Annotated in this window: 22 protein-coding genes and 2 tRNA genes; 2 read left to right on the top strand and 22 right to left on the bottom strand. The window is 63.3% G+C overall.

Annotation, left to right across the window (positions count from 1 at the left end):
• Positions 1 to 103: 103 nt before the first annotated feature.
• Positions 104 to 1,405, top strand: coding sequence for a family 1 glycosylhydrolase (locus tag U1H99_RS24045; RefSeq protein WP_323144223.1), 1,302 nt, complete (start codon positions 104 to 106; stop codon positions 1,403 to 1,405).
• 15 nt (positions 1,406 to 1,420) lie between these two features.
• On the opposite strand, the gene U1H99_RS24040 is transcribed toward U1H99_RS24045, so the two are convergent.
• The 7 genes from U1H99_RS24040 to U1H99_RS24010 form a co-directional block, all read right to left on the bottom strand.
• Positions 1,421 to 2,386 carry an MBL fold metallo-hydrolase gene (locus U1H99_RS24040; RefSeq protein WP_323144222.1) on the bottom strand — a complete coding sequence of 322 codons (966 nt, stop codon included), beginning with the start codon at positions 2,384 to 2,386 and terminating at the stop codon, positions 1,421 to 1,423.
• 103 nt (positions 2,387 to 2,489) lie between these two features.
• Positions 2,490 to 2,566 (bottom strand) — tRNA-Arg (locus U1H99_RS24035).
• Positions 2,567 to 2,646: 80 nt separating this feature from the next.
• Positions 2,647 to 2,723, bottom strand: a tRNA-Pro gene (locus U1H99_RS24030).
• Positions 2,724 to 2,793: 70 nt separating this feature from the next.
• Positions 2,794 to 4,134 (bottom strand): phosphoglucosamine mutase, encoded by a 1,341-nt coding sequence (glmM, locus tag U1H99_RS24025; RefSeq protein ID WP_323144221.1) that lies wholly within the window; start codon positions 4,132 to 4,134, stop codon positions 2,794 to 2,796.
• Positions 4,135 to 4,148: 14 nt separating this feature from the next.
• Complete coding sequence (gene folP / locus U1H99_RS24020) at positions 4,149 to 4,991, bottom strand: dihydropteroate synthase (protein WP_323144220.1); 843 nt, start codon at positions 4,989 to 4,991, stop codon at positions 4,149 to 4,151.
• A gap of 90 nt (positions 4,992 to 5,081) precedes the next feature.
• Positions 5,082 to 6,968, bottom strand: coding sequence for an ATP-dependent zinc metalloprotease FtsH (ftsH, locus tag U1H99_RS24015; RefSeq protein WP_141828953.1), 1,887 nt, complete (start codon positions 6,966 to 6,968; stop codon positions 5,082 to 5,084).
• Between the two features lie 265 nt (positions 6,969 to 7,233).
• On the bottom strand, positions 7,234 to 7,881 hold the full coding sequence (locus U1H99_RS24010; RefSeq protein ID WP_141828952.1) for an RlmE family RNA methyltransferase: 648 nt from the start codon (positions 7,879 to 7,881) through the stop codon (positions 7,234 to 7,236).
• A 45-nt stretch (positions 7,882 to 7,926) separates the two neighbouring features.
• Here U1H99_RS24010 and yhbY point away from each other — a divergent pair, with 45 nt between their 5' ends.
• A complete protein-coding gene (yhbY, locus tag U1H99_RS24005) occupies positions 7,927 to 8,394 on the top strand; it encodes a ribosome assembly RNA-binding protein YhbY (protein ID WP_323144219.1) in 468 nt (155 codons plus the stop codon).
• A 91-nt stretch (positions 8,395 to 8,485) separates the two neighbouring features.
• Here the strand turns inward: yhbY and U1H99_RS24000 are convergent, their stop codons facing one another.
• The 15 genes from U1H99_RS24000 to radA all read right to left on the bottom strand — a co-directional run bounded on the left by U1H99_RS24000 (position 8,486) and on the right by radA (position 25,011).
• Complete coding sequence (locus U1H99_RS24000) at positions 8,486 to 8,935, bottom strand: DUF4149 domain-containing protein (protein ID WP_323144218.1); 450 nt, start codon at positions 8,933 to 8,935, stop codon at positions 8,486 to 8,488.
• A 22-nt stretch (positions 8,936 to 8,957) separates the two neighbouring features.
• Complete coding sequence (greA, locus tag U1H99_RS23995) at positions 8,958 to 9,431, bottom strand: transcription elongation factor GreA (RefSeq protein ID WP_323144217.1); 474 nt, start codon at positions 9,429 to 9,431, stop codon at positions 8,958 to 8,960.
• 110 nt (positions 9,432 to 9,541) lie between these two features.
• On the bottom strand, positions 9,542 to 12,772 hold the full coding sequence (gene carB / locus U1H99_RS23990; protein WP_323144216.1) for a carbamoyl-phosphate synthase large subunit: 3,231 nt from the start codon (positions 12,770 to 12,772) through the stop codon (positions 9,542 to 9,544).
• Positions 12,773 to 13,939: a glutamine-hydrolyzing carbamoyl-phosphate synthase small subunit gene (gene carA / locus U1H99_RS23985; protein WP_323144215.1), complete on the bottom strand. Its 1,167-nt coding sequence runs from the start codon at positions 13,937 to 13,939 to the stop codon at positions 12,773 to 12,775.
• Positions 13,940 to 14,166: 227 nt separating this feature from the next.
• Positions 14,167 to 14,574: a GlcG/HbpS family heme-binding protein gene (locus U1H99_RS23980; protein WP_141828946.1), complete on the bottom strand. Its 408-nt coding sequence runs from the start codon at positions 14,572 to 14,574 to the stop codon at positions 14,167 to 14,169.
• A 37-nt stretch (positions 14,575 to 14,611) separates the two neighbouring features.
• Positions 14,612 to 15,538: a patatin-like phospholipase family protein gene (locus U1H99_RS23975; protein WP_323144214.1), complete on the bottom strand. Its 927-nt coding sequence runs from the start codon at positions 15,536 to 15,538 to the stop codon at positions 14,612 to 14,614.
• 202 nt (positions 15,539 to 15,740) lie between these two features.
• A complete protein-coding gene (gene phoR, locus U1H99_RS23970) occupies positions 15,741 to 17,033 on the bottom strand; it encodes a phosphate regulon sensor histidine kinase PhoR (RefSeq protein ID WP_323144213.1) in 1,293 nt (430 codons plus the stop codon).
• Position 17,034: 1 nt separating this feature from the next.
• Entirely contained in the window at positions 17,035 to 17,727 is a 693-nt protein-coding gene (locus U1H99_RS23965; RefSeq protein ID WP_323144212.1) for a response regulator, read from the bottom strand.
• Between the two features lie 3 nt (positions 17,728 to 17,730).
• Complete coding sequence (gene phoU / locus U1H99_RS23960; RefSeq protein WP_323144211.1) at positions 17,731 to 18,435, bottom strand: phosphate signaling complex protein PhoU; 705 nt, start codon at positions 18,433 to 18,435, stop codon at positions 17,731 to 17,733.
• Between the two features lie 201 nt (positions 18,436 to 18,636).
• A complete protein-coding gene (gene pstB / locus U1H99_RS23955) occupies positions 18,637 to 19,446 on the bottom strand; it encodes a phosphate ABC transporter ATP-binding protein PstB (RefSeq protein WP_375341648.1) in 810 nt (269 codons plus the stop codon).
• A 14-nt stretch (positions 19,447 to 19,460) separates the two neighbouring features.
• A complete protein-coding gene (pstA, locus tag U1H99_RS23950; protein ID WP_323144210.1) occupies positions 19,461 to 20,339 on the bottom strand; it encodes a phosphate ABC transporter permease PstA in 879 nt (292 codons plus the stop codon).
• Positions 20,339 to 21,271 carry a phosphate ABC transporter permease subunit PstC gene (gene pstC / locus U1H99_RS23945; RefSeq protein ID WP_375341647.1) on the bottom strand — a complete coding sequence of 311 codons (933 nt, stop codon included), beginning with the start codon at positions 21,269 to 21,271 and terminating at the stop codon, positions 20,339 to 20,341. Before pstC ends, pstA begins: the two co-directional genes overlap by 1 nt.
• A gap of 272 nt (positions 21,272 to 21,543) precedes the next feature.
• Positions 21,544 to 22,587, bottom strand: coding sequence for a phosphate ABC transporter substrate-binding protein PstS (gene pstS / locus U1H99_RS23940; protein WP_323144208.1), 1,044 nt, complete (start codon positions 22,585 to 22,587; stop codon positions 21,544 to 21,546).
• 536 nt (positions 22,588 to 23,123) lie between these two features.
• The gene (locus U1H99_RS23935) at positions 23,124 to 23,441 is read right to left on the bottom strand and encodes a PilZ domain-containing protein (RefSeq protein ID WP_323144207.1); all 318 of its coding nucleotides are present in this window, start codon (positions 23,439 to 23,441) and stop codon (positions 23,124 to 23,126) included.
• A gap of 190 nt (positions 23,442 to 23,631) precedes the next feature.
• Complete coding sequence (gene radA / locus U1H99_RS23930) at positions 23,632 to 25,011, bottom strand: DNA repair protein RadA (protein WP_141828937.1); 1,380 nt, start codon at positions 25,009 to 25,011, stop codon at positions 23,632 to 23,634.
• Positions 25,012 to 25,047 lie beyond the last annotated feature (36 nt).

Genomic DNA, 25,047 nt, shown 5'->3' with positions numbered 1-25,047 from the left:
GATAATCATAGCCTACACGCGGCAGAGCCGCGCGCGCGCACGCTTCGGAACGCTGCAGAGATTGCGGCTACAATGTTTTCACGATTAGCAGCAAGGGGTGGGCATGTCTCCAGGCTTCATATTTGCAACCGGTATCGAAAACAGTAATCCGACTATCCAGCACGGCCGCGTGCGTATGGACGAGCTGGAAAAATGCGGCCATTACCGTTACTGGAAAACCGATTTCGACCTGGTGGAAGAACTTGGACTGAAGGTGCTGCGTTACGGTCCGCCGCTGCACCGGACCTGGCTCGCGCCGGGCCGCTACGACTGGGAATTCTCCGATCTTGCCTTCAACGACCTGCGCCACCGGAATATCGCGTCGATCGTCGATTTGTGCCACTTCGGCGTGCCCGATTGGGTGGGCAATTTCCAGAATCCGGATTTCCCTGCCCTGTTCGCAGATTACGCCGGTGCATTTGCGCGCCGTTATCCCTGGATCCAGCTGTACACGCCGATCAACGAGATGTCGATCTGCGCGCTGTTCTCCGCATTGTACGGCTGGTGGAACGAGCAGACCACGACCGACCAGGGCTATGTGACCGCGCTCAAACACATCGTCAAGGCCAACGTCCTGGCCATGCATGCGATCCTGAAAGTCCGTCCGGACGCGCTGTTCGTGCAGAGCGAGTCGAGCGAATACTTCCACGCCGAGCGTCCCGCCGCCATCGGTCCCGCCGAAAAATTCAATGCGCGGCGCTTCCTGTCGCTCGACCTGAATTACGGCAGGCGCGTCGATTCCGAGATGTACGAGTACCTGCTCGACAACGGCATGACGCGCGAGGAGTACCATTTCTTCCTGCAAAATAATCTGAAGCACCACTGCATCATGGGCAACGATTATTACGAGACCAACGAACACTACGTCTCGCCGGACGGCCTGACGCGCTCCGCCGGCGAGATCTTCGGCTACGCGGTCATCACCCACCAGTACTACAACCGCTACCGCCTGCCGGTGATGCACACCGAGACCAATATGTGCCAGGGACCGCGCGGAGACGAGGCGGTCAACTGGCTGCGCAAGGAATGGGCCAATGTGCTGCGGGTGCGCAACAACGGCGTGCCGCTGGTCGGCTTCACGTGGTATTCGCTGACCGACCAGGTCGACTGGGACACGGCGCTGCGCGAGAACAACGGCAACGTCAACGCGCTCGGCTTGTATGACCTCGACCGCAAGATCCGTCCGGTCGGCCTGGCCTACAAGGAACTGGTGCGCGACTGGATGGAAGTCTTGCCGACCCAGAGCGTATGCCTGCAAGTGCCGATCGTGATGCCGCACGAGTTCCAGCGCCACATCGAGCCTTACAGCGGCTGGCCCTTCGAGGAGCACCAGACGCTGGCGCCGAATACCGAGGAACGCGAATAAGGCCCGGCCCGGGCATCAGCGCCGGGCGGGTGTGAAGAAGTAGGTCTGGCCATGCGCCAGGTAGGTCACCTTCTGCTCGAGTCCGGCTTCCTTGACCTCGCGCGCGAAGTCGGCCAGCGGCGACTTGAACACGTCGTAGTCGTTGTAGTGGATCGGGATCGCGTGGCGCGGCTGCACGATCTGCATCAACTGGACGCCATCCTTGCCATCCATGGTGACCTTGAACACCCCCAGGATGCGGGTGCCGCCCAGGTGCAGCAGCGCCAGGTCGATGCCAGGGAAGCGTTGCGGGATGTTCTGCAAGTCGTCGTACACCAGCGTGTCGCCGCTGATATACATGCGGTAGCTGGGCGCGGCCGTGTCCGGCCCGAAGTCCAGCACCGAGCCCATCACCGTCGGCAGCAGGGCTTGCATGCCGAGCTTGCCGTGGCGTCCCGGCGCGGCGGTGATGCGCAGCCGGGCATTGCCTTTTTCTACCTCGAGCTTGCCCCACTTCGACAGGCCGAAGGTGCGCGTAAAGCCGAGTTGCTTGAGTGCTTCGGCCGCTTCCGGGGTCGAGACGATCGGCGTATCCTTGGCCAGCTTTTCCTGTACCAGTTTATCGAAGTGGTCTTCGTGCATGTGCGACAGCACCACCAGGTCGATCGGCGGCAGCTGGTCGAGGTCGATCGCCGGGTTTGTCAGGCGCTCGGACGTGAGGCCATAGCCGAGATGCACATGGTCGCCCTTGTGCAGGAAGTTGGGATCGGTGAGGATGGTGAAGCCCTGGTAGCGGATCAGCACGGTCGCGGTGCCGATGAACTGGACGCTGCCTTCGGCGACGGCCGGGGCCGCGCTGCCGGCCGGCAGCGTCAGCGTCTGGGTAGCGGCGGTGGCGGCTGGCGCCGGCGCCTGCTGGGCATGCGCGCCTATGCAGATGGAAAGGGAACAGACGAGCGCCGCCGACATGGCGGCACGTCCCAGCAAACGATGGTGCAGCATGATTTTTCCTCGTATCCTGGCCCGAAGGGCATATTGTTGTCGAAATGGACACTAACACGAAGAATCCGCATGCGTCGTTCGCTTGCCTGCGTAAAACACGGGATGGCCTGCCCAGCTGGGTTCGAACCAGCGACCCTCAGCTTAGAAGGCTGATGCTCTATCCAACTGAGCTATGGGCAGGTCGTTGAAGCCGCCGGGAGGCGTTTCGGGACGTGAAGAAAAACGAAAACGGGCCGTCGACGACAGCCCGCTTTGAACGGTGGTCGGAGTACAAGGATTCGAACCTTGGACCCCCTGGTCCCAAACCAGGTGCGCTACCGGGCTGCGCTACACTCCGATTGGGGCGATGATACCCCGCCGGACCGCCAGCGTCAACGCGCCCGATGCCAACCTGGTAAAGCCGGGCCTCAGGCCTCGACTAGCGAGGCGATGCGACGCGCCATGCGCTCGGCCAACTCGGCTTCCTTGGCCTCGACCATCACGCGCACCAGCGGTTCGGTGCCGGAGGCGCGGATCAGGACGCGGCCGCTGTTGCCGAGTTCGCGTTCGACGGCTTCCTTTTCGGCGACGACGGCGCTGTTCTTGGTCCACTCGAAACCGGGCTGCACACGCACGTTGACCAGGGTCTGCGGGTAAAGCTTGAGGTCGCTGCAGCAGTCGGCCAGGCTGGTCTTGCTGCGGCGCAGCGCTTCCAGCACCTGCAGCGCCGAGACGATGCCGTCGCCGGTGGTGTGGCGGTCGAGCGCCAGCAGGTGGCCGGAGCCTTCGCCGCCGAACAGCCAGCCCTTCTCCTTCATCATTTCCAGTACGTAGCGGTCGCCGACCTTGGCGCGCGCGAAACCAACGCCCATGTCCTTGAACGCGACTTCGAGCGCCATGTTGGTCATCAGGGTGCCGACGGCGCCCTCGACCTTGCCGGTGGCCATGCGTGCGCGCACCATCACGTACAGCAGCTCGTCGCCGTTGTACAGGCGGCCGTTGGCGTCGCACATGATCAGGCGGTCGGCATCGCCGTCCAGGGCGATGCCGAGGTCGGCCTTGTGCTCGACCACTGCCTGGGCCATGGCCTTGGGCGCGGTGGCGCCGACGCCGGCGTTGATGTTGAAGCCGTCCGGCTTGGTGCCGAGTTCGATGACTTCAGCGCCGAGCTCGTGGAAGACGTGCGGCGCGATGTTGTAGGCGGCGCCGTGGGCGCAGTCGACCACGATCTTCAGGCCGCGCAGGTCGAGTTCGTTGGGGAAGGTGCTCTTGCAGAATTCGATGTAGCGGCCCTGGGCGTCGAGCAGGCGGCTCGCGCGGCCCAGCTTCTCGGACGGCACGCAGCCCATCGGCTGGTCGATCGCGTCTTCGATGTCGAGTTCGACCGCATCCGGCAGCTTGGTGCCGTGGCCCGAGAAGAACTTGATGCCGTTGTCCTGGAACGGGTTGTGCGAGGCCGAGATGACGACGCCGGCCTGCAGCCGCAGCGCGCGGGTCAGGTAGGCAATGGCCGGGGTCGGCATCGGGCCGGCCAGCATGACGTCGACGCCCGCAGCCGAAAAACCGGCTTCCAGCGCGGCTTCCAGCATGTAGCCGGAAATCCGCGTATCCTTGCCGATCAGCACTGTCGAGCGCCCGCTCTGGCCGCTACCGCCCTTGGCCAGCACCTTGCCGGCGGCATAACCGAGCCGCATCACGAATTCCGGGGTGATAGGGCCTTCGCCGACCAGACCGCGGACGCCGTCCGTACCAAAATATTTACGTGCCATTCCGTTCTCTCTTTTCAATTGTTCTTAATGCCAGCCTGAAATACCTTCAATGCATCGACCGTCTCTGCCACATCATGAACCCGCACGATGCGCGCACCCTGCGCTACCGCAGCCAGCGCGCCGCCGACACTGCCGGCCAGGCGCTGCTCGAGCGGCTTGCCGGTCAGGGCGCCGACCATCGACTTGCGCGACAGCCCGGCCAGTACCGGCAGGCCGAGTTCGCGTTGCATATCGGAAATTCCTCTAAGCAAAGCGACATTATGCGCGACAGTCTTGCCAAAACCAAATCCCGGATCAATCGTGACGCGCTCACGCACCACACCGCCGGCCACCAGGGCATCGACGCGCTCGCGCAGGAAGCCGATGACCTCGGCCACCACGTCGTCATATACGGGCTGCGCCTGCATGTCCTGGGGCGTGCCCTGCATGTGCATCACGCACAGGCCGACGTCGCTGCGGCGCACCGCTTCGAGGGCGCCGGGCGCTCGAAAGCCGTTGATGTCGTTGATCATGTCGGCACCGGCGAGGATGGCTTCGCGCATTACTTCGGGCTTGCAGGTATCGATCGACAGCGGCACGCCTAGTTCGCGCAAGGCATAGATTACCGGCATCACGCGGCGCAGTTCTTCCTCGACCGGTACGCTGGGCGAGCCCGGGCGGGTCGATTCGCCGCCGATGTCGATGATGTCGACGCCGTCCTTGACCATCTGCTCGGCGCCCTCGACCGCGAACTCGAGCGCATGGTGGCGCCCGCCGTCGGAAAAGGAATCGGGCGTGATGTTCAGAATGCCCATGACCAAGGGACGCTTGGCCAGGTCGAAGTCGAAACGGCCGCACTGCAGATACTGACGTGACATAAGGGAAGCTGATGGAAAAGCAAAAACGAATAATACGGAATAATAAAAAAAGGCACCCGCCTGGGGTGCCTTTTTTACATATTCAAACAATCAGGCGGGTGCCGGGGCATTCGTCGGGACGCCGCCCGAACCGGTGTCGCCCGGTGGATTGCGCTTGGTCAGCTGCACCGATTTCGGCGGGGTCGGCTGACGGCCGGCCATGATGTCGTTGATCTGCTCGGCATCGATGGTTTCCCATTCCAGCAGCGCCTTGGTCATGATTTCGACCTTGTCGCGGTTCTCTTCCAGCAGGCGGCGCGACAGCGCGTACTGCGTGTCGAGGATGTTGCGGATCTCGGCATCGACCTTTTGCTGGGTCGCTTCGGAGATGGTTTTCACCGAACCACCAAAGAAGCCTTCGTTCGCATCGTCTTCATACACCATCACGCCCATGCTTTCCGACATACCGAAGCGGGTCACCATCGAACGGGCCAGCTTGGTGGCACGGGCGAAGTCGTTCGAGGCGCCGGTCGACATCTGGCCGACGAAGATTTCCTCGGCAATACGGCCGCCGAACAGGATCGAAATCTCTTCCAGCATCTTGTCCTTGTAACCGGACAGGCTGTCATGTTCCGGCAACTGCCAGGTCAGGCCGAGGGCATAGCCGCGCGGCATGATCGTGACCTTGTGCACCGGATCGGCCTTCGGCAACAGCTTGGCAATGACCGCGTGGCCCGACTCGTGGTAAGCCGTGTTGCGACGCTCTTCCTCGCGCATCACCATCGACTTGCGCTCCGGACCCATGTAGATCTTGTCCTTGGCGTCTTCGAAGTCGATCATCTCGACCAGGCGCTTGCTGCGGCGCGCGGCGAACAGGGCGGCTTCGTTGACCAGGTTGGCCAGGTCGGCGCCGGAGAAGCCCGGCGTACCGCGGGCCAGGATGTCGGCCTTGACGTCGGTGCCGATCGGCACTTTACGCATGTGCACGTTCAGGATCTGTTCGCGGCCACGGATATCCGGCAGGCCTACCATCACCTGGCGGTCGAAACGGCCCGGACGCAGCAGCGCCTTGTCCAGCACGTCGGCGCGGTTGGTGGCGGCGATCACGATCACGCCCGAAGACGCTTCGAAACCGTCCATCTCGACCAGCAGCTGGTTCAGCGTCTGTTCGCGCTCGTCGTTACCGCCGCCCATGCCGGCGCCGCGATGGCGGCCGACGGCGTCGATCTCGTCGATGAAGATGATGCACGGCGAGTGCTTTTTCGCGTTCTCGAACATGTCGCGCACACGGGATGCACCCACGCCGACGAACATCTCGACGAAGTCGGAACCCGAGATCGAGAAGAACGGCACTTTCGCTTCGCCGGCGATGGCGCGCGCCAGCAGGGTCTTACCGGTACCCGGAGGACCAACCATCAGCACGCCGCGAGGAATGCGGCCGCCGAGTTTCTGGAACTTGGTCGGGTCCTTCAGGAAGTCGACGATCTCGCCGACTTCTTCCTTCGCCTCGTCGCAGCCGGCGACGTCCGAGAAAGTCACGGTATTGTTGGTTTCATCCATCATGCGCGCTTTCGACTTGCCGAACGAGAAAGCCCCGCCCTTGCCGCCGCCTTGCATCTGGCGCATGAAGAATACCCAGACCCCGATCAGCAACAGCATCGGGAACCAGGAAATGAACACTTGCTGCAGGAACGACGGTTCCTCGGGCGGTTTAACGTCGAAGCGCACACCATTGTCGCGCAGGTCGCCGATCAGGCCGCGGTCCAGCATGGTCGCGGTGGTGCGCACCTTGCTGTCATCCTGGCGCGTTGCCGTGATGCTCGACCCTTCGATCACCACGTCCTTAATCTTTTTCGCCTTCACGTCATCGAGCAGCTCGGAATAAGCAATGGTCTTGCTGCCGCCCGCGGTGCTGTGGTTATCGAACTGCTTGAACAGCATGAACAACAGCAGTGCGACCACCACCCAGATGGCGGATTTGGAAAACATATTATTCACGAAGACTCCTCTGATGCGGATGCATCTTTTCCCATATTCTCAAAGGCGGATTTTACCGCAAAAGCGGGCCGTGCCACGCACACCCGCTTATGATGCCTAAACGACACTATAACGGGTTTTGATTCTCTCGCGCACGAATGACGCCGAAAAACCTCCGGCATCCCTTGGCAAGCCGCTGTAGCCCACCACCCTTTGCTGATGTGTGGTGTCACAACGGAATATCAAGGGCGGAAACCGGTGTTTCCTCAGGTTTTCATCGCATTTTTTACTGTGCTGGATTCTTCAGACCACGTCCCAGCAAAAAGATTTCCGAAGATTTGTCCCGGCTGGCCTTCGGTTTGATCTGTTTGACCACTTTGAACTCCTCGCGGAAGCGCTCCAGGTTTTGCGTAAAGCCCATATCCTTGAAGCACTTCACTAACAATGCGCCGGTCGGCTTGAGGTGCATTTGCGAAAACTCAATAGCGAGATCGATCAAATGCTCCATGCGCGCGGCATCGGCAGTCGGGATGCCGGACAGGTTCGGCGCCATGTCGGACAACACCAGGTCGGCCATGCGGCCCTCGAGGATCTCACCGAGCTGGTCGAGGACGCTTTCTTCGCGGAAGTCGCCTTGAATAAAATGCATGTCAGCAATCGGTTCCATCGGCAGGATGTCGAGGCCGATCATCGTACCCTTGATGCTGCCCTCTTCGCCACCGGCCAGCTTGCGCCGCGTGTACTGGCCCCAGCTGCCCGGGGTGCAGCCGAGGTCGACGATCACCTGGCCCGGCTTGATCAGCTTTTCGGCTTCGTCGATCTCTTTCAGCTTGTAGGCCGCACGCGCCCGATAACCCTCTTTCTGTGCCAATTTGACATACGGGTCGTTAATGTGGTCGTGAATCCAGTTTTTATTGAATTTGTTCTTGGCCATTCGCGTAAAATACTACTTTTAATTGGTACGTCAAAAAGAATTACTATGATCAAACTTACACCGGCCGAACGTTCCGCACTGCGCGCGGAAGCTCATGGGCTCAACCCCGTCGTCATGATCGGCGAAGCCGGCCTCACCGAATCCGTCATGAAAGAAATCGCGTCCAGCCTGGATGCGCACGGCCTGATCAAGGTCCGCGTGTTCGGCGACGACCGCGAAGCGCGCATCGCGATCTACGAACAGATCTGCGAAGAGCTCGAGGCCGCGCCCGTGCAGCACATCGGCAAGCTGCTGGTGCTGTACCGCCCGAAAGCGGAAGAAGTCAAGGAACGTTCGACCCGTGCCGGCAAGGGCATGCGCGAAGTCACCATTGTCAAGCCGAGCCCGAGCGGCACCAAGAAGCCGAGCGTCACCAAGGTCCTGCTGAAAGGTAACGAACGCGTGACCCAGGGCGGCAACATCAAGCGTGCCAAGGCGCGTCAGACCAGCAGCAAGAAAGGCGCTCTGAAGTGAAGCGCGCCAGTGGTGCACTGAACTTGGTGCACCATTAAACAACAACCGGGGCCAGCGCCCCGGTTTTTTTATGTCTGCTGACGGCGGCGTATCAACGCGCCTTGATCACCAGCACGGCACCCAGCACGCTTTCGACCAGGTACAACAGCTGCGACACCCCGTGCAAGGCCATGAAAGTCCCCCACTGCGGCGACGCCCTTACCCCGGCCGGCCCGGCCGACTCGCGGATCGCCGCCATGACCGGCTGCAGGCCGAGGTACACGACCAGGCTGCAGGCCAGCATGCCGAACACGGTCCAGTTCAGCCAGCGCCTGCGCTTCGCATCGAGGTCGCTTGACCTGGCCACCAGCAGCCATAGCAGCACGGCAAGGACAATCGCCAGCCAGGCTTCGCGCGTCAGCATGGTAGCGACCACGCTGCCGGCCTGGGTGCTGTCGAGCACGGCAAAAGCGCTCGGCGCCGCCAGGTAGCTGATGCCCCAGATGCTGCCGGCCCACAAGGCCGCCAGCAGCAGGCGCAAGCCGGGGAGCCAATCGCGCACCTTCCTGCCCGGGCTCATCGGCTCAGACGTAGCGGACTTCGAGGATCTCGTACTCGCGCGGACCCGACGGAGCCTGCACTTCGACCACGTCGCCGGCATACTTGCCGATCAGGGCGCGCGCGATCGGCGAGGTCACCGAGACCTTGTTCATCTTGATGTCGGCTTCGTCGGTGCCGACGATCTGGTAAGTGACCTTCTGGCCGCTTTCCAGGTCTTCGAGGTCGACGGTGGAAGCGAACACCACGCGGCCTTCGGCATCCAGCGAGGCCGGATCGATGACCTGGCAGGTCGACAGCTTCTGTTCCAGCTCCGCGATACGGCCTTCGACGAAGGCCTGGCGCTCCTTGGCGGCATCGTACTCGGCGTTTTCGGACAGGTCACCATGCGAACGCGCTTCGGCGATCGCGTCGATCACGTTGCGGCGCTCCTTGGTCTTGAGCTGGTGCAGTTCTTCCTTCAGGAGTTCGGCGCCAAATTTGGTCAATGGAGTGTTCATGGTATCTCTAGAAAAAGTGAAAACCACAGCCCCCGCGCGGCGCGCCGTGCGGGGGCTGTGGTTTAGGGTGTTACGGTTTTACTGGTATTGCTAAGGTGCTGCGTCTGCCCTTAGTTTAGTGCCTTATGCAAGCCTTGTAAATCATAGACGTTCAACTCGTCCAGATGGCGCATGCCCTGCACCGCCGCTTCGGCGCCGGCGATCGTGGTGTAGGTGACCACGCGCGCCTGCAGCGCCGAGGTGCGGATCGTGCGCGAGTCGACGATCGCATTGCGCTTTTCCTCGACCGTGTTGACCACCATCGCGATCTCGTGGTTCTTGATCATGTCGACGATGTGCGGACGGCCCTCGACCACCTTGTTGACCGGCGTGACCGGGATGCCGGCGGCGGCGATCACCGCGGCGGTGCCCTTGGTTGCCGCCAGCGAGAAGCCCAGTTCGACCAGATCGCGCGCCAGCTTGATGGTGCGCGGCTTGTCGGACGCCTTCACCGACAGGAACACGCGGCCCGAGGACGGCAGGTTGATGCTGGCCGCCAGCTGCGACTTCACAAAAGCTTCGCCGAAGGTGGTGCCCACGCCCATGACTTCGCCGGTCGACTTCATCTCCGGTCCGAGGATGGTGTCCACGCCCGGGAATTTCACGAACGGGAACACGGCTTCCTTGACGCTGTAGAACGGCGGCACGACTTCCTTCGTGATGCCCTGCTGGGCCAGGGTCTGGCCGACCATGCAGCGCGCCGCGATCTTGGCCAGCTGCAGGCCGGTGGCTTTCGACACGAACGGCACGGTACGCGAGGCACGCGGATTCACTTCCAGCACATACACGGTGTCCTGCATCTGGCCTTGCACTTCCTGCTGCTGGATCGCGAACTGCACGTTCATCAGGCCGACCACGTTCAGGCCCTTCGCCATCAGCGAGGTCTGGCGCTTCAGTTCATCGATGGTCGCTTGCGACAGCGAGTATGGCGGCAGCGAGCAGGCCGAGTCGCCCGAGTGCACGCCGGCCTGTTCGATGTGTTCCATCACGCCGCCGATGAAGGTGGTCTCGCCGTCCGAGATGCAATCCACGTCCACTTCGATCGCGTCGTTCAGGAAGCGGTCGAGCAGCACCGGCGAATCGTTCGACACTTTCACCGCTTCGCGCATGTAGCGCTCGAGGTCGCGCTGCTCGTGCACGATCTCCATTGCGCGGCCGCCCAGCACGTACGAAGGACGCACCACCAGCGGGTAGCCGATCTCGGTGGCCAGCGCCAGCGCCTCGGGCTCGGTGCGCGCGGTGCGGTTCGGCGGCTGGCGCAGGCCCAGGTCCTGCAGCAGCTTCTGGAAACGCTCGCGGTCTTCGGCGGCGTCGATCATGTCCGGCGAGGTGCCGACGATCGGCACGCCGTTGGCTTCGAGGTCCAGCGCGAGTTTCAGCGGGGTCTGGCCGCCGTACTGCACGATCACGCCGACCGGCTTTTCGAGGTCGACGATTTCCAGCACGTCTTCCAGCGTCAGCGATTCGAAGTACAGGCGGTCCGAGGTATCGTAGTCGGTCGACACGGTCTCCGGATTGCAGTTGACCATGATGGTCTCGTAGCCGTCGTCGCGCATGGCGAGGGCCGCGTGCACGCAGCAGTAGTCGAACTCGATGCCCTGGCCGATGCGGTTCGGACCGCCGCCCAGCACCATGATCTTCTTCTTGTCGGTCGGCGCCGCTTCGCATTCCTCGTCGTAGGTCGAGTACATGTAGGCGGTGCTGGTCGAAAATTCGGCGGCGCAGGTGTCGACGCGCTTGTACACCGGACGGATGCCCAGCGCGTGGCGGCGCTCGCGCACCGCGGCCTGCGTGGTGTGCATCAGGAAGGCCAGGCGGCGGTCCGAGAATCCCTTCTGCTTCAGCTTGTACAGCGTCGGCTTGTCCAGGTTGTCCAGCGTCTGGTGATCCAGCCACAGCTCGATGTCGACGATTTCCTTGATCTGGATGAGGAACCACGGATCGATCTTGGTCAGGCCGTGCACTTCTTCCAGCGTGAAGCCCTGGGCGAAGGCGTCGCCCACGTACCAGATGCGTTCCGGACCCGGCTCGCCCAGCTCTTCTTCGATAACTTCGCGGTCGCGCGTCTTTTCATTCAGGCCGTCGACGCCGACTTCGAGGCCGCGCAGCGCCTTCTGGAAGGATTCCTGGAAGGTGCGGCCCATCGCCATGACTTCACCGACGGACTTCATCTGGGTGGTCAGGTGCTTGTCGGCGGCCGGGAATTTTTCGAAGGCGAAGCGCGGGATCTTGACAACGACGTAGTCGATCGACGGCTCGAACGAGGCCGGGGTCGCGCCACCGGTGATCTCGTTGCGCAGCTCGTCCAGCGTGAAGCCGACCGCGAGCTTGGCCGCGACCTTGGCGATCGGGAAGCCGGTGGCTTTCGAGGCCAGCGCCGACGAACGCGAGACGCGCGGGTTCATTTCGATAACGATCATGCGGCCGTCCTGCGGATTGATCGCGAACTGCACGTTCGAGCCGCCGGTGTCGACGCCGATCTCGCGCAGCACCGCGATCGAGGCGTTGCGCATGATCTGGTATTCCTTGTCGGTCAGCGTCTGCGCCGGCGCGACCGTGATCGAGTCGCCGGTGTGCACGCCCATCGGGTCCAGGTTTTCGATCGAGCAGATGATGATGCAGTTGTCCGCCTTGTCGCGCACCACTTCCATCTCGTACTCTTTCCAGCCCAGCAGCGATTCCTCGATCAGCAGTTCCGAGGTCGGCGAGGCTTCCAGGCCGCGCTTGCAGATCGCTTCGAATTCCTCTTCGTTGTAGGCGATGCCGCCGCCCGAACCACCCATCGTGAACGACGGACGGATGATGACCGGGAAGCCCAGCTCGCGCTGCACCGCACGCGATTCGTCCATGGTGTGCGCCACGCCCGAACGTGCCGAGCCGAGGCCGATCTTGGTCATCGCGTCCTTGAACTTCGAGCGGTCCTCGGCCTTGTCGATGGCTTCCGGCGAAGCGCCGATCAGTTCGACCTTGTACTTGTCCAGCACGCCGTGGCGGTGCAGGTCGAGCGCGCAGTTCAGCGCGGTCTGGCCGCCCATGGTCGGCAGGATCGCGTCCGGACGCTCCTTGGCGATGATGCGCTCGACCACCTTCCAGGTAATCGGCTCGATATAGGTGACGTCGGCCGTTTCCGGGTCGGTCATGATGGTCGCCGGGTTCGAATTGACCAGGATGACCTTGTAACCCTCTTCGCGCAGGGCCTTGCAGGCCTGGGCGCCCGAATAATCGAATTCCACTGCCTGGCCGATCACGATCGGACCCGCGCCGATGATCAGGATGCTTTTGATATCACTACGTTTTGGCATTTATTTTTCTCCGCGGGCGGCAGTCATGTTACTGATGAAACGGTCGAACAGGTAGGCGACGTCGGTCGGTCCCGGCGAGGCTTCCGGGTGGCCCTGGAAGCAGAACGCCGGCTTGTCGGTACGCTCGAAGCCTTGCAGCGAGCCGTCGAACAAGGACACGTGGGTCACGCGGCAGTTGGCCGGCAGGGTTTCCGGGTCGACCGCGAAACCGTGGTTCTGCGACGTGATCAGGACCTTCTTGCTGTCCAGGTCCTGCACCGGGTGGTTGGCGCCGTGGTGGCCGAACTTCATCTTGACGGTCTTCGCACCCGAGGCCAGCGCCATGATCTGGTGGCCGAGGCAGATGCCGAAGGTCGGGATGCCGGTCTCTATGACGTCGCGGGTGGCTTCGATCGCGTAGTCGCAGGCTGCCGGATCGCCGGGGCCGTTGGCCAGGAAGATACCGTCCGGGTTCAGCGCCAGCGCATCCTTGGCGGTGGCCTGGGCCGGCAGCACCGTCACCTTGCAGCCGCGCTCGGCCAGCATGCGCAGGATGTTGCGCTTGACGCCGTAGTCGAAGGCGACCACGTGGAATTGCGGATTGTCCTGCTTGCCGAAGCCTTCGCCCAGCTTCCACTCGGTTTCGTTGAAGGAGTACGGTTCCTTCACAGACACGACCTTGGCCAGGTCCATGCCGTTCAGGCCCGGGAACGAGCGTGCCAGGTCGAGCGCCTGTGCTTCCGATGGTTCGTTACCCTGCGTGCCGGTCAGGATGGCGCCGTTCTGGGCGCCCTTCTCGCGCAGGATGCGGGTCAGCTTGCGCGTGTCGATGCCGGCGATGGCAACCGTGCCTTCGGCCTTCAGGTAGTCCGACAGCGATTGGTTCGAGCGGAAGTTCGATGCCAGCAGCGGCAGGTCGCGGATGATCAGGCCGGCGGCGTGCACCTTGGACGCTTCGACGTCGGCCGGGTTCACGCCCTGGTTGCCGATGTGCGGATAGGTCAGCGTGACGATCTGGCGCGAGTAGCTGGGGTCGGTCAGGATTTCCTGGTAACCGGTGATGGCAGTATTGAAGACCACTTCACCGATGGTATGGCCGGCGGCGCCGATCGAATAACCTTTGAAGATGGTACCGTCGGCAAGGGCCAGGATGGCCGGAACGGCTGGGCCTGAAAAAAATGGCGGCAAGGGCAACTCCCGTTAAAGTTGCCGTAGCTGCGCCACGTCAGACTGGCCTGAAACCACTGGAATTGCACCGTGTTACAGGACGTTTGAAGAAGGAATGGGTGGGTCGTCGCTACGGCGAATAATGTGTGGATAAACTTCCGAATTATAACGCAAATCCACCCACCCGGCAATCGGGTGCGACCCACCCTTCCTCTTAATGCCTCTCGGAAATCGAGGTAGTGGCGTGCTTATAGCCCGAGTGCGGCGACGCCGGCCTTGGCGATCTGCGCATCCTCGGCCGACTTCACGCCCGACACGCCCACCGCGCCGACGGTGTGGCCATCGACCAGGATCGGCACGCCGCCTTCGAGCATGCCGCCCAGTTCCGGCGCGCGCAGGAAGGAAACGCGGCCGTTGTTGATCATGTCTTCGTAGATCTTCGATTCACGGCGGCCCAGCGCCGCGGTCTTGGCCTTTTCCGGCGCGATGTGGGCCGAGATCGGCGCCGCACCGTCGAGGCGCTGCAGGAACAACGGATGGCCGCCGTCGTCGCAGATCGCGATCACGACCTTCCAGCCATTGCTGAGCGCTTCCTGCTCGGCGGCGGCGGCGATCTTCTTGACGTCTTCCAGGGTCAGGACGGGTTTGCTTTGCATCTTGGTCTTCCTCTATCAATGAACAATTTGGGGTGAATCAACGTGCGGGGCTCATCTGCTTGGCCTTGAGCCGCGCCTTGATCTGGGGCATGACCGCGGCCGCTGCCTGTTCGCCGGCCAGCACCGCCAGGTTGCGGCCATTGAAGTCGGCGCTGCCCATGGTGCCCAGCGAGGGCGTGATGACGATGTCGGCATCCTTCAGCTCGAGCTGGTTGATGCGCTGGCCCATGATGGTGAAGGTCTGCATCAGCACGTCGACCGAGCTGGCCGTGGCCTGGGCCTCGGTGGCGCTCGAGATGTTGACGGCGATGATGAATTCGGCGCTCATCTCCTTGGCGAAGCGCACCGGCACCGGCGCCACCAGGCCGCCGTCGACGTAGGTGCGGCCGCCGATGCTGACCGGCTGGAACACGCTCGGCACGCTCGACGACGCACGCACCGCCATGCCGGTGTTGCCGCGCCTGAACAGGATCGGCTGGCCGGTCTTGAGGTCGGTGGCGACGGCGCCGAACGGGATCTTCAGCTTTTCGATCGGCTGGTTCCTGACCGTCTTGTTGACGTAGCTCTGCAGCGCCTCGCCTTTCAGCACGCCGGGGGCCTTGCTGAAGAACGGGATCGCCCAGTCGGAAATGCTGGCCTCGTCCATCTCCAGCGCCATCTTCTGCAGCTGGAAGCCGTTGTAGCCGGCCGCATACATCGCGCCGACCACCGAGCCGGCACTGGTGCCGACCACGATGTCCGGGACGATGCCTTGGGCTTCGAGGGCCTTGATCACGCCGATGTGGGCAAAGCCGCGCGCGGCGCCGCCGCCCAGGGCCAGGCCGATTTTTACGTGGCGCATCACCGGCTGGGATGCAGGGGCGACGACGACAGGGGTTGTGGGCTGGGTAGGAGTGGAGCCGCAGCCGGCCAGCAGTATCGCGGCGGCCATGGCGGAGAGCGTGGAGCGGCGGGTGAAGGTCATGCGGGAATGAGAAGCGGGTAAAAAACTGATTGTACCCGTTCTGGCTTAGGCTAACGTTATGCAAGCAGGACTTGGGCCCCTGCCTGCGCAGGGGCGACGGTTTTAGGGCAAACAGCAAGCGCTACCGCCACTTTCGGCCTGCACTCTAGGAACGTCGCCCCTGCGCAGGCAGGAGCCCAAGTTGCATGTACAGCCTTACAACTCAACCCGGCAAGGTCGTATTCGGCAAAGACACCGTGAACACACTCCCCTTCCCCGGCGTCGACCGGATCGACAGCTTGCCGCCATGCCTGAGCAGCACGTGCTTGACGATCGCCAGCCCCAGCCCCGTCCCCTGGGTCTCGCGCGAGCGGCTCTTGTCGACCCGGTAGAAGCGCTCGGTCAGGCGCGAGATGTGCTGCTCGTCGATGCCGATGCCGGTGTCGCACACCTCGAAGCGCAGGTCGTTCGGGCCGCGCTGCCAGGTCAGGCGGATGGTCCCGCCGGCGGGCGTGTAGCGCACCGCATTGCTGGCCAGGTTGCCGAAGGCGCTGCGCAACTCGTCGGGGCTGCCCATGATGTCGGGCCCGTCCACGTTCACCTCGACCAGGTGGCGCCCGCCGGACAGCGCGCGCGCATCGTTGGCGATGCCCTCGACCAGCCAGGCCACGTCGACCCGCTCGCGCTTGAGCGGATACTCGTCGGATTCCAGGCGCGACAGCGTCAGCATGTCCTCGATCAGGCGCTGCATGCGCTCGGCCTGTTCCGTCATCAGGGTCAGGTGGGCGGTGCGGGTGCGCTCGTCCAGGCCCGGATCGGCCATGGCGATTTCCAGGAAGCCGACGATCACGGTCAGTGGCGTGCGCAGCTCGTGCGAAGCGTTGGCGATGAAGTCGCGCCGCATCGCTTCGATGCGATCGGACTCGGTGGCGTCGTGGGTCACCAGGATCTGCCTCCGGTTTTCGAACGGGATGATCTGCACCACCAGCTTGCGGCCGCGCAGCGACAGCGTCAGCGGCTGTTCGTAGCGGCCCAGGATGATGTAGTCGATGAATTCCGGATGGCGCACCAGGTTGGTCACGCGGCGGCCCTTGTCCTTTTCCAGGGTCAGGCCAAGATGGCGCTCGGTGGCCGGGTTGCACCACTCCAGCAGCAGCACGTCGTCCATGATGGCCACGCCTTCGGGCAGCAACTGCATCGCCTGGCGGAAGCGCGCCAGCCATTCGGTCAGCTGGTCCTGGTTGCGTTCGTCGTCGCGCCGCAGCCTGTACAAACGCGCGAACACCTCGGTCCAGGCGCCCCAGCCGTCCGGCAGGCGGCTGCTGTGCGGGTGGTCCAGCCATTCGCCCAGCCTGAACAGGTAGGACAGCTGCACGACCAGCAGCACGATGGTGGTGGCCAGCGCCAGCGCCAGCCCGGCCACCGGACCGGCCATCCACCAGACCACGCCGGCGCCGGCCAGCAGCAGGGCCAGGCGCAGCGCGGCCGGCACCCAGAACAGCAGTTTCGGGTTCAAATCAGAGCTCTTTCTCGGTCAGCATGTAGCCGACGCTGCGCACGGTCTTGATCAGCTTTTCCGCCTCCTTCAAGCCCTTGCGCAGGCGCAGGACGTGGACGTCGACGGTGCGTTCCTCGACCGCCGAGGCATCGCCCCAGACTTTATCCAGCAGCTGGCTGCGCGAGAACACGCGCTCGCGGTGGGCCATCAGGAATTTCAGCAGGCGGTACTCGGCATTGCCCATTTCGAGCTGGCGCCCGTCCAGGCTGACGGTGCAGCTGCCCGGGTCGAGCGTGACCGGCCCGGCCGACAGTGGCGCCTCGGCCAGGTGCGGGCTCTTGCGGCGCAGCAGCGCCTTCGAGCGCGCCAGCAGTTCGCGCGGCGAGAACGGCTTGGTGACGTAGTCGTCGGCGCCGTTGTTCAGGCCCGCGATCTTGTCCTCTTCCATGCTCTTCGCGGTCAGCATGATCACCGGGATGTCCTGGAAGTCGCGGTCGGCGCGCAGGCGCGCCAGCAGGCGCAAGCCGCTCTGGTCGGGCAGCATCCAGTCGAGCAGCAGCAGGTCGGGCCGGCCCTGCACGATCGACTCCCAGGCCGCCGCCACGCTCGATGCGGTGCGCACTTCCCAGCCGGTCTCGCGCAGCGAATAGCTCACCAGCTCGACGATGGCCGGCTCATCCTCGACGATCAGGACACTCGTGTTGGACGCCATCGGTCAACCTTCTCCGCGTTCTGCCACCGGGGTGACTTTGCTATGCCGGATATCGCGCCCCTCGACCACGTAGATCACGTATTCGGCGATGTTCTTGGCGTGGTCGCCGATGCGCTCGATGGCCTTGGCCACCCACAGCGTGTCCAGCGCCGACGAGATCGTGCGCGGGTCTTCCATCATGAAGGTGATCATGTTGCGCAGGATGGTGCGGAATTCGAAGTCGATCTCGTCGTCCTGGGCGATGATCTGCAGCGCCGCCTTGCCGTCCAGGCGCGCGAACGCATCCAGCGCGTCGTGCAGCATGTCGGCGGTGGCACGCGAAATGGTGCGCACCACGTCGTAGTGGTTGAAGTTCACCATGCCGCGCTCGTGCAGGCTTTTCGCGGTGCGCGCGATCTTGGTCGCCTCGTCGCCGACGCGCTCCAGGTCGGTGATCACCTTGATGGTCGCCATCACGGTGCGCAGGTCGTTGGCGGTCGGCTGGCGGCGCACGATCAGGTGGCTGCAGGCGTCGTCCAACTGGACTTCGAGCTGGTTCACCGCATGGTCGTCGGCAATCACCTTGTCGGCCAGCTCATGGTTGTCGACGCGGAAGCAGTTCAGGGCTTCGTCGAACTGGGTTTCCACCATCCCGCCCATCAGCAGTACCTTGGAGCGGATGCCTTCGAGTTCGTGGTCGTACTGCTTGGAAGAGTGATCGCCTACCATTTTGATAATTCCTGTTCTCTATAGTTATCTTACCGCACCAGAGCCTTGTTTTTTATTTTTAACCGCTCTGTGTTAGCTCTTCGAGGGGCTTTGCAACCGTAGCGAGCAGGCTGCACGGGTGGCCGAGAAGCGCAGCCGTACATCCGGTACGGCGAGCATCGCAGGCCGGCCCTGTGGCCGCGCAGTAGGTTGCAAAGTCCCTCACCCAAAACGGCCGGTGATGTAGTCTTGGGTTTCTTTGCGGGCCGGGTTCATGAACAGCTGGTCCGTCTCGCCGAACTCGACCAGTTCGCCCAGGTACATGTAGGCGGTGTAGTCCGAGCAGCGCGCCGCCTGCTGCATGTTGTGGGTCACGATGGCGATCGTGTAGTCGCCCTTCAGCTCGCTGATCAGTTCCTCGATCTTGGCGGTCGAGATCGGGTCCAGCGCCGACGTCGGCTCATCCAGCAGCAGCACGTCCGGCTTGACGGCGACGCCGCGCGCGATGCACAGGCGCTGCTGCTGGCCGCCCGACAGCGACAGGCCGCTCTTGTTCAGCTTATCCTTGACCTCGCCCCACAGCGCGGCCTTCTTCAGCGCCCACTCGACACGCTCGTCCATCTCGCCCTTCGACAGGTTCTCGTACAGGCGCACGCCGAAGGCGATGTTGTCGTACACCGACATCGGGAACGGCGTCGGCTTCTGGAACACCATGCCGACCTTGGCGCGCAGCATGTTCACGTCCACGCCCGGCTCCAGGATGTTGCGGCCGCGGTACATGATCGAGCCTTCCGCGCGCTGGCCCGGATACAGGTCGTACATGCGGTTCAGCGTACGCAGCAGGGTCGACTTGCCGCAGCCGGACGGGCCGATGAAGGCCGTCACCTGCTTGTCGTGGATGTCGAGGCTGACGTTCTTCAGGCTCTTGGTCTTGCCATAGTAAAAGTCCAGGCCCGAGATCTCGATGGTCTTGGTCTTCGGCTGCTTGGCGGCACCGGCGTTCTGCGTCGTGGTCGACATGGGCTGGGTCATCATCATGGTGGTCATTATTGCGGAGTCTTTTGGCGGAACGCGGTCCGCGACAGGATATTCAGGAGCAGCACGCTGAGCGTTACCAGCAGCGCCGCACCCCAGGCGATCGACTGCCAGTCGTCGTACGGGCTCATGGCGAAGCGGTAGATCACCACCGGCAGGTTGGCCATCGGCTGGTTCAGGTCGGCCGTGAAGAACTGGTTGTTGAGGGCGGTGAACAGCAGCGGCGCGGTTTCGCCGGCGATGCGGGCCACCGCCAGCAGCACGCCGGTCACGACGCCGGCTTTCACGGCGCGCAGGCGCACCATCAGAGCCACCTTCCAGCGCGGCGCGCCGAGGGCGAAGGCGGCTTCGAGCAGGCTGTTCGGCACCAGGTGCAGCATGTTGTCGGTGGTGCGCACGACCACCGGAATCGCGATCAGGGACAGCGCGATGGTGCCGGCATAGCCCGAGAAGTGCTGGACGTTGGCCACGTACAGCGCGTACACGAACAGGCCGATCACGATCGACGGCGCCGACAGCATGATGTCGGTGACGAAGCGGGTGACGGCGGCGAACTTGCTGTTCTGGCCATACTCGGCCAGGTAGATGCCGGCCAGGATGCCGACCGGGGTCGACACCAGGGTCGAGAGTCCCACCATGATCAGGCTGCCGAAGATGGCGTTGCGGATGCCGCCTTCGCTGCCCGGCGCCGGCGTGTCCAGCGTGAACAGCGTGTGCGACAGCGCGCCGAAGCCGTGCACCAGCAGGGTGAACAGGATCCAGGCGAGGAAGCCGAGGCCGATGGCCATGGCCAGCACCGACAGCGCGATGCCGACGCGGTGGCCGAGCAGGCGGCGGCGGTAGACCGGGTTAGTGGATTTCGACAACGAGTTGGACAATGAGGTTTGCATTATTTTGCGCCTTCCTTGCGGGACATACCCAGCAGCATCAGCTTGGCGGCCGACAGCACGATGAAGGTGATCGCGAACAGGATCAGGCCCAGCGCCATCAGCGACGAGACGTGCAGCGGCGAGCTGGCTTCGGCGAATTCGTTGGCCAGGGTCGAGGAAATCGAGTTGCCCGCGGCGAACAGCGACCACGACAGTTCATTGGCATTGCCGATCACGAAGGTGACGGCCATGGTCTCGCCCAGCGCGCGGCCCAGGCCCAGCATGACGCCGCCGACCACGCCGGTGCGGGTGTAAGGCAGCACGACCTTGCGCACGACTTCCCACTTGGTGCAGCCGAGGCCGTATGCGGATTCCTTCAGCACGGCAGGCACGATCTCGAACACGTCGCGCATCACCGAGGAGATGAAGGGAATGATCATCACGGCCAGGATCAGGCCGGCGGTCAGGATGCCGAGGCCCATGGTCGGACCCTGGAACAGCGGGCCGATGACGGGCAGCACGCCCAGCGTCTTTTTCAGCAGCGGCTGCACGTGGTCGCCGAAGATCGGCGCGAACACGAACAGGCCCCACATGCCGTAGATGATCGACGGGATGCCGGCCAGCAGCTCGACCGCGGTGCCGAGCGGGCGGCGCAGCCAGCTCGGGCAAATTTCAGTCAGGAACAGCGCGATGCCGAAGCTGATCGGGAAGGCGACGGCCAGCGCGATCAGCGAGGTCACCAGGGTACCGGTGATGGCGATCAGGGCGCCGAACTTGTCGTTGATCGGGTCCCACTCGTTGGTGGTGATGAAGCCGGCGCCGAATTCACGGAAGGCCGGTGCGGCGCCGATCGCCAGCGAGACGATGATGCCGATCAGCACCAGCAACACGAAAGCCGCGAACAGCAGCGTGACCTTGTGGAAGATGAAATCCTGGATGCGCTGCACGCGCATGGTGTTGCGCAGCGCGGCGTGGCGGGCTTCTTCCTGCAACGCGGCCTGGGCGGCCGGGTCGGCGGTGATCGCGGATTGAGAATTCATTTGTTTGTTCAATTGATACTTAGCGTTAGCGTTTGACTCTGTGTCAGCGCCTGAACCTTGTCGTCACAGGCATTGCCTACGACGACTCCCTGCGCAGGCAGGGACCCAATTTGCACGCAGTACGGCAGCGCGTAAGACTTGGGTCCCTGCCTGCGCAGGGACGACGTTGTGTTGCTGTACGTTTATTACCAAACCGCCTTACCCGAAGCATCCTTCATGTTCGCCTTCCAGGCATCCTGCACCAGCTTGACGACGGCGTCAGGCATCGGCACGTAATCCAGCTCGGTCGCGGCGGCGTCGCCGTTCTTGAAGGCGTAGTCGAAGAACTTCAGGACTTCCTTGCCCTTGGCCGCGTCAAGCTGCTGCTTGTGCACCAGGATGTAGGACACGCCGGTGATCGGCCAGGCGGCCTTGCCGGCCTGGTCGGTCAGCACCACGGCCATGCCTGGCGACTTGGTCCACTCGGCATTGGCGGCGGCGGCTTTGAAGGCGTCGTCGTCCGGCTGCAGGAAGACGCCGTCGCGGTTCTTCAGCTGGGTGTGCGACATCTTGTTCTTCTTGGCGTAGGCCCACTCGACGTAGCCGATCGAACCCTTGATGCGCTGGACGTTGGCGGCGACGCCGTCGTTGCCCTTGCCGCCCACGCCGGTCGCCCATTTCACGGCGGTACCGGCGCCGATCTTGGTCTTGAAGTCGGGATTGGTCTTCGACAGGTAGTCGGTGAACAGGAAGGAGGTGCCCGAGCTGTCGGCGCGGTGCACGACGGTGATGTCTTCGGCCGGCAGCTTGACGCCCGGGTTCAGGGCGGCGATCGCCTGGTCATTCCACTTGGTGATCTTGCCGAGGTAGATGTCGGCGACGACCGGACCGGTCAGCTTCAGCTGGCCCGGGGCGATGCCGTCCAGGTTGACGACGGTCACCACGCCACCCATGATGGCCGGGAACTGGAACAGGCCGGACTGGTTCAGCTCATCGGCCGCCAGCGGCATGTCAGACGCGCCGAAGTCGACGGTCTTGGCCTTGATCTGCTTGATGCCCGCACCCGAACCGACCGACTGGTAGTTCAGGCCGTTGCCGCTCGCCTTCTTGTACATCTCGGCCCACTTGGCGTAGATCGGGTACGGGAAGGTGGCGCCGGCACCGGTAATGTCGGCGGCCAGGGTCGCGGTGCTCGCGAAGGTGGCCGAGGTGCCGATGATGATGGTTGCCAGCAGTTGCTTCATGCGCATATCAGGTCCTTAGTTTTAGTGGGTGACACGGTTGATGCTGCGCAGTATAGTGGGCGAATATGACGCCTTTATGACATGCTGGAAGTGACTTCATGACACCCTTCCCGCATACCCCGAGAGGGTGAAATGGAATGTCACATAAGATCTTGCGAAGTGTCATATTCCTGCCATAAACGCCCTGCTTCCCTCTGTGGCAGCCTCGGCCAGGAGGCAAACATGAGAGCAAAAAAGCCAGGGAAAAAGCGCCTTGTAAATACGGCGTGGTCTGCTACCTTGAGGGTGTCAACCGTCACAAAGGAGGCATCGCTTAACGGCGTTTGAAGTCCATGATTGGAAGCTTGATTGTCACTGGGGTGTTGGGAGGCATCGCAGCCCTCGTCCTCTTCGAAGCGATCGTAGAGGCACGCGGGAGTTCAGCAAAACTGCATGACCGTTATCACGAGTAAGGTTTGACTTTGCATGGAGCGAAAAAAAGCGGCGAGGCCCGAGGGCGCTCGCCGCTTTTCGTCTGCGTGTTCCTTATGACCGCGCCCCGGCTACTTCAAAAAGCGCGCCAGTTCGGTCATCGTGTTCAGGTCGAGGTGCAGGAACTGGAAGCCGACCTTGTACTCGTCGCCGCTGAGGATGCTGTACATGACCTTGGTGCGGACCCGGAGCGGTACCGTCCTGCCCTCGACCATGAGGTCGAAGCCGAGCTGGCCGAGCTGGCCGGCCTGCATCGGCCGCCCCACCGTCACGCTGATGCCCTGGGCACCGAGGTCGGTCGTGCGCCCGAGCAGCGGCGGCTGCCCATCCATCACCACCAGCGCCTTGACCTTGAAGATCTTGCGCGCCGACTGTCTTTGATCCGTCACGAAATTACCTTGCTATGCTGACATACAGGGCTGGCATTATAGATTAAATGCCATAAAGCATGTCTTTACAATGCAGCCTGACTTGCCGTTGGAGCGTCCGACGAAGCCGGCAGGGCAAGACGCAGCGTCGAAGACAGTACGCCAGTACGGCGGGACGCTGCAACGCCGCCATGGCGGCTTTGTCGGACGCTTAGTCCAGTTCCCGCAGTTTGCTGAATGCTTCGTCGATACGCTCGACCGCGACGATGGTCATGCCCTCGATCGGCTGCTTGGGCGCATTCGATTTCGGGATCACCGCCACCGAAAAGCCCAGCTTGGCCGCTTCGCGCAGGCGCTCCTGGCCGCGCGGCGCCGGGCGGATCTCGCCGGCCAGGCCGACTTCGCCGAACACCACCAGCCCGCGCGGCAGCGGCTTGTTGCGCATCGATGAGTTAATCGCCAGCAAGACCGCAAGGTCGGCCGCCGGCTCCGTGATCTTTACCCCGCCGACCGCATTGATGAACACGTCCTGGTCGAAGGCGGCGATGCCGGCGTGGCGGTGCAGCACCGCCAGCAGCATCGCCAGGCGGTTCTGCTCCAGGCCGACCGACAGCCGGCGCGCATTCGGCAGGTGGCTGGCGTCGACCAGCGCCTGCACCTCGACCAGCAGCGGGCGCGTGCCTTCCTGGGTCACCATCACGCAGGAACCCGGCACCTGGCTGTCGTGCTGGGACAGGAACAGCGCCGACGGATTCGACACGCCTTTCAGCCCCTTTTCGGTCATCGCGAACACGCCCAGCTCGTTGACGGCGCCGAAACGGTTCTTGATCGCGCGCACCAGGCGGAAGCTGGACTGGGTGTCGCCCTCGAAGTACAGCACGGTGTCGACGATGTGCTCGAGCACGCGCGGACCGGCCAGCGCACCTTCCTTGGTGACGTGTCCGACCAGGATGATGGTGACGCCGGTCTGCTTGGCCACCCGCGTGAGCTGGGCCGCGCATTCGCGCACCTGCGAGACCGAGCCGGGCGCCGAGGTCAGCGCATCCGAATACAGGGTCTGGATCGAGTCGATCACCGCCACTTCGGGTTTCAGGTCGGCCAGGGTACCGAGGATCTTCTCCAGCTGGATCTCGGCCTGGAGCTTCAGGTCCTTGGCTTCGACCTGCAGGCGGCGCGCGCGCAGCGCGATCTGGGCGCCGGATTCCTCGCCCGAGACGTACAGGGTATTGCGGGTCGCGGCCAGGTTGGCCAGCGCCTGCAGCAGCAGCGTCGACTTGCCGATGCCGGGGTCGCCGCCGATCAGCACGACGCCGCCGGCAACCAGGCCGCCGCCCAGCACGCGGTCGAATTCCTCGATGCCGGTGCCGAAGCGCGGCACATCGATCGCCTCGATGTCCGCGAGCGACAGCACCGGCGCGGTCTGGGCCAGGCTCTTGTGCATGCCCGGCGTCTGCGACATGCGGTTCAGGCCGGCGGTCTCGACCTGTTCGGTCATCGTGTTCCAGGCCTTGCATTCCGGGCACTGGCCGCTCCAGCGGGTGGCGACGGCGCCGCATTCGCTGCAGACGAAACTGGTACGTGGTTTTGCCATTCTCTCGTGTTCGTGTGTATATATATTAGTGAGCGG

It is taken from the genome of Massilia phyllosphaerae (assembly GCF_034659755.1).
GTDB lineage: Bacteria > Pseudomonadota > Gammaproteobacteria > Burkholderiales > Burkholderiaceae_D > Telluria > Telluria phyllosphaerae.
This window is presented reverse-complemented; position numbering and strand designations above follow the sequence as displayed.

Excerpts from the sequence above, each read along its gene's own strand:
- U1H99_RS24045 (WP_323144223.1), top strand. The coding sequence starts at position 104 with ATGTCTCCAGGCTTCATATTTGCAACCGGTATCGAAAACAGTAATCCG.
- U1H99_RS24040 (WP_323144222.1), bottom strand. The coding sequence starts at position 2,386 with ATGCTGCACCATCGTTTGCTGGGACGTGCCGCCATGTCGGCGGCGCTC.
- glmM (WP_323144221.1), bottom strand. The coding sequence starts at position 4,134 with ATGGCACGTAAATATTTTGGTACGGACGGCGTCCGCGGTCTGGTCGGC.
- folP (WP_323144220.1), bottom strand. The coding sequence starts at position 4,991 with ATGTCACGTCAGTATCTGCAGTGCGGCCGTTTCGACTTCGACCTGGCC.
- U1H99_RS24010 (WP_141828952.1), bottom strand. The coding sequence starts at position 7,881 with ATGGCCAAGAACAAATTCAATAAAAACTGGATTCACGACCACATTAAC.
- yhbY (WP_323144219.1), top strand. The coding sequence starts at position 7,927 with ATGATCAAACTTACACCGGCCGAACGTTCCGCACTGCGCGCGGAAGCT.
- greA (WP_323144217.1), bottom strand. The coding sequence starts at position 9,431 with ATGAACACTCCATTGACCAAATTTGGCGCCGAACTCCTGAAGGAAGAA.
- carB (WP_323144216.1), bottom strand. The coding sequence starts at position 12,772 with ATGCCAAAACGTAGTGATATCAAAAGCATCCTGATCATCGGCGCGGGT.
- U1H99_RS23980 (WP_141828946.1), bottom strand. The coding sequence starts at position 14,574 with ATGCAAAGCAAACCCGTCCTGACCCTGGAAGACGTCAAGAAGATCGCC.
- U1H99_RS23975 (WP_323144214.1), bottom strand. The coding sequence starts at position 15,538 with ATGACCTTCACCCGCCGCTCCACGCTCTCCGCCATGGCCGCCGCGATA.
- U1H99_RS23965 (WP_323144212.1), bottom strand. The coding sequence starts at position 17,727 with ATGGCGTCCAACACGAGTGTCCTGATCGTCGAGGATGAGCCGGCCATC.
- phoU (WP_323144211.1), bottom strand. The coding sequence starts at position 18,435 with ATGGTAGGCGATCACTCTTCCAAGCAGTACGACCACGAACTCGAAGGC.
- pstB (WP_375341648.1), bottom strand. The coding sequence starts at position 19,446 with ATGACCCAGCCCATGTCGACCACGACGCAGAACGCCGGTGCCGCCAAG.
- pstA (WP_323144210.1), bottom strand. The coding sequence starts at position 20,339 with ATGCAAACCTCATTGTCCAACTCGTTGTCGAAATCCACTAACCCGGTC.
- pstC (WP_375341647.1), bottom strand. The coding sequence starts at position 21,271 with ATGCGCGTGCAGCGCATCCAGGATTTCATCTTCCACAAGGTCACGCTG.
- pstS (WP_323144208.1), bottom strand. The coding sequence starts at position 22,587 with ATGCGCATGAAGCAACTGCTGGCAACCATCATCATCGGCACCTCGGCC.
- radA (WP_141828937.1), bottom strand. The coding sequence starts at position 25,011 with ATGGCAAAACCACGTACCAGTTTCGTCTGCAGCGAATGCGGCGCCGTC.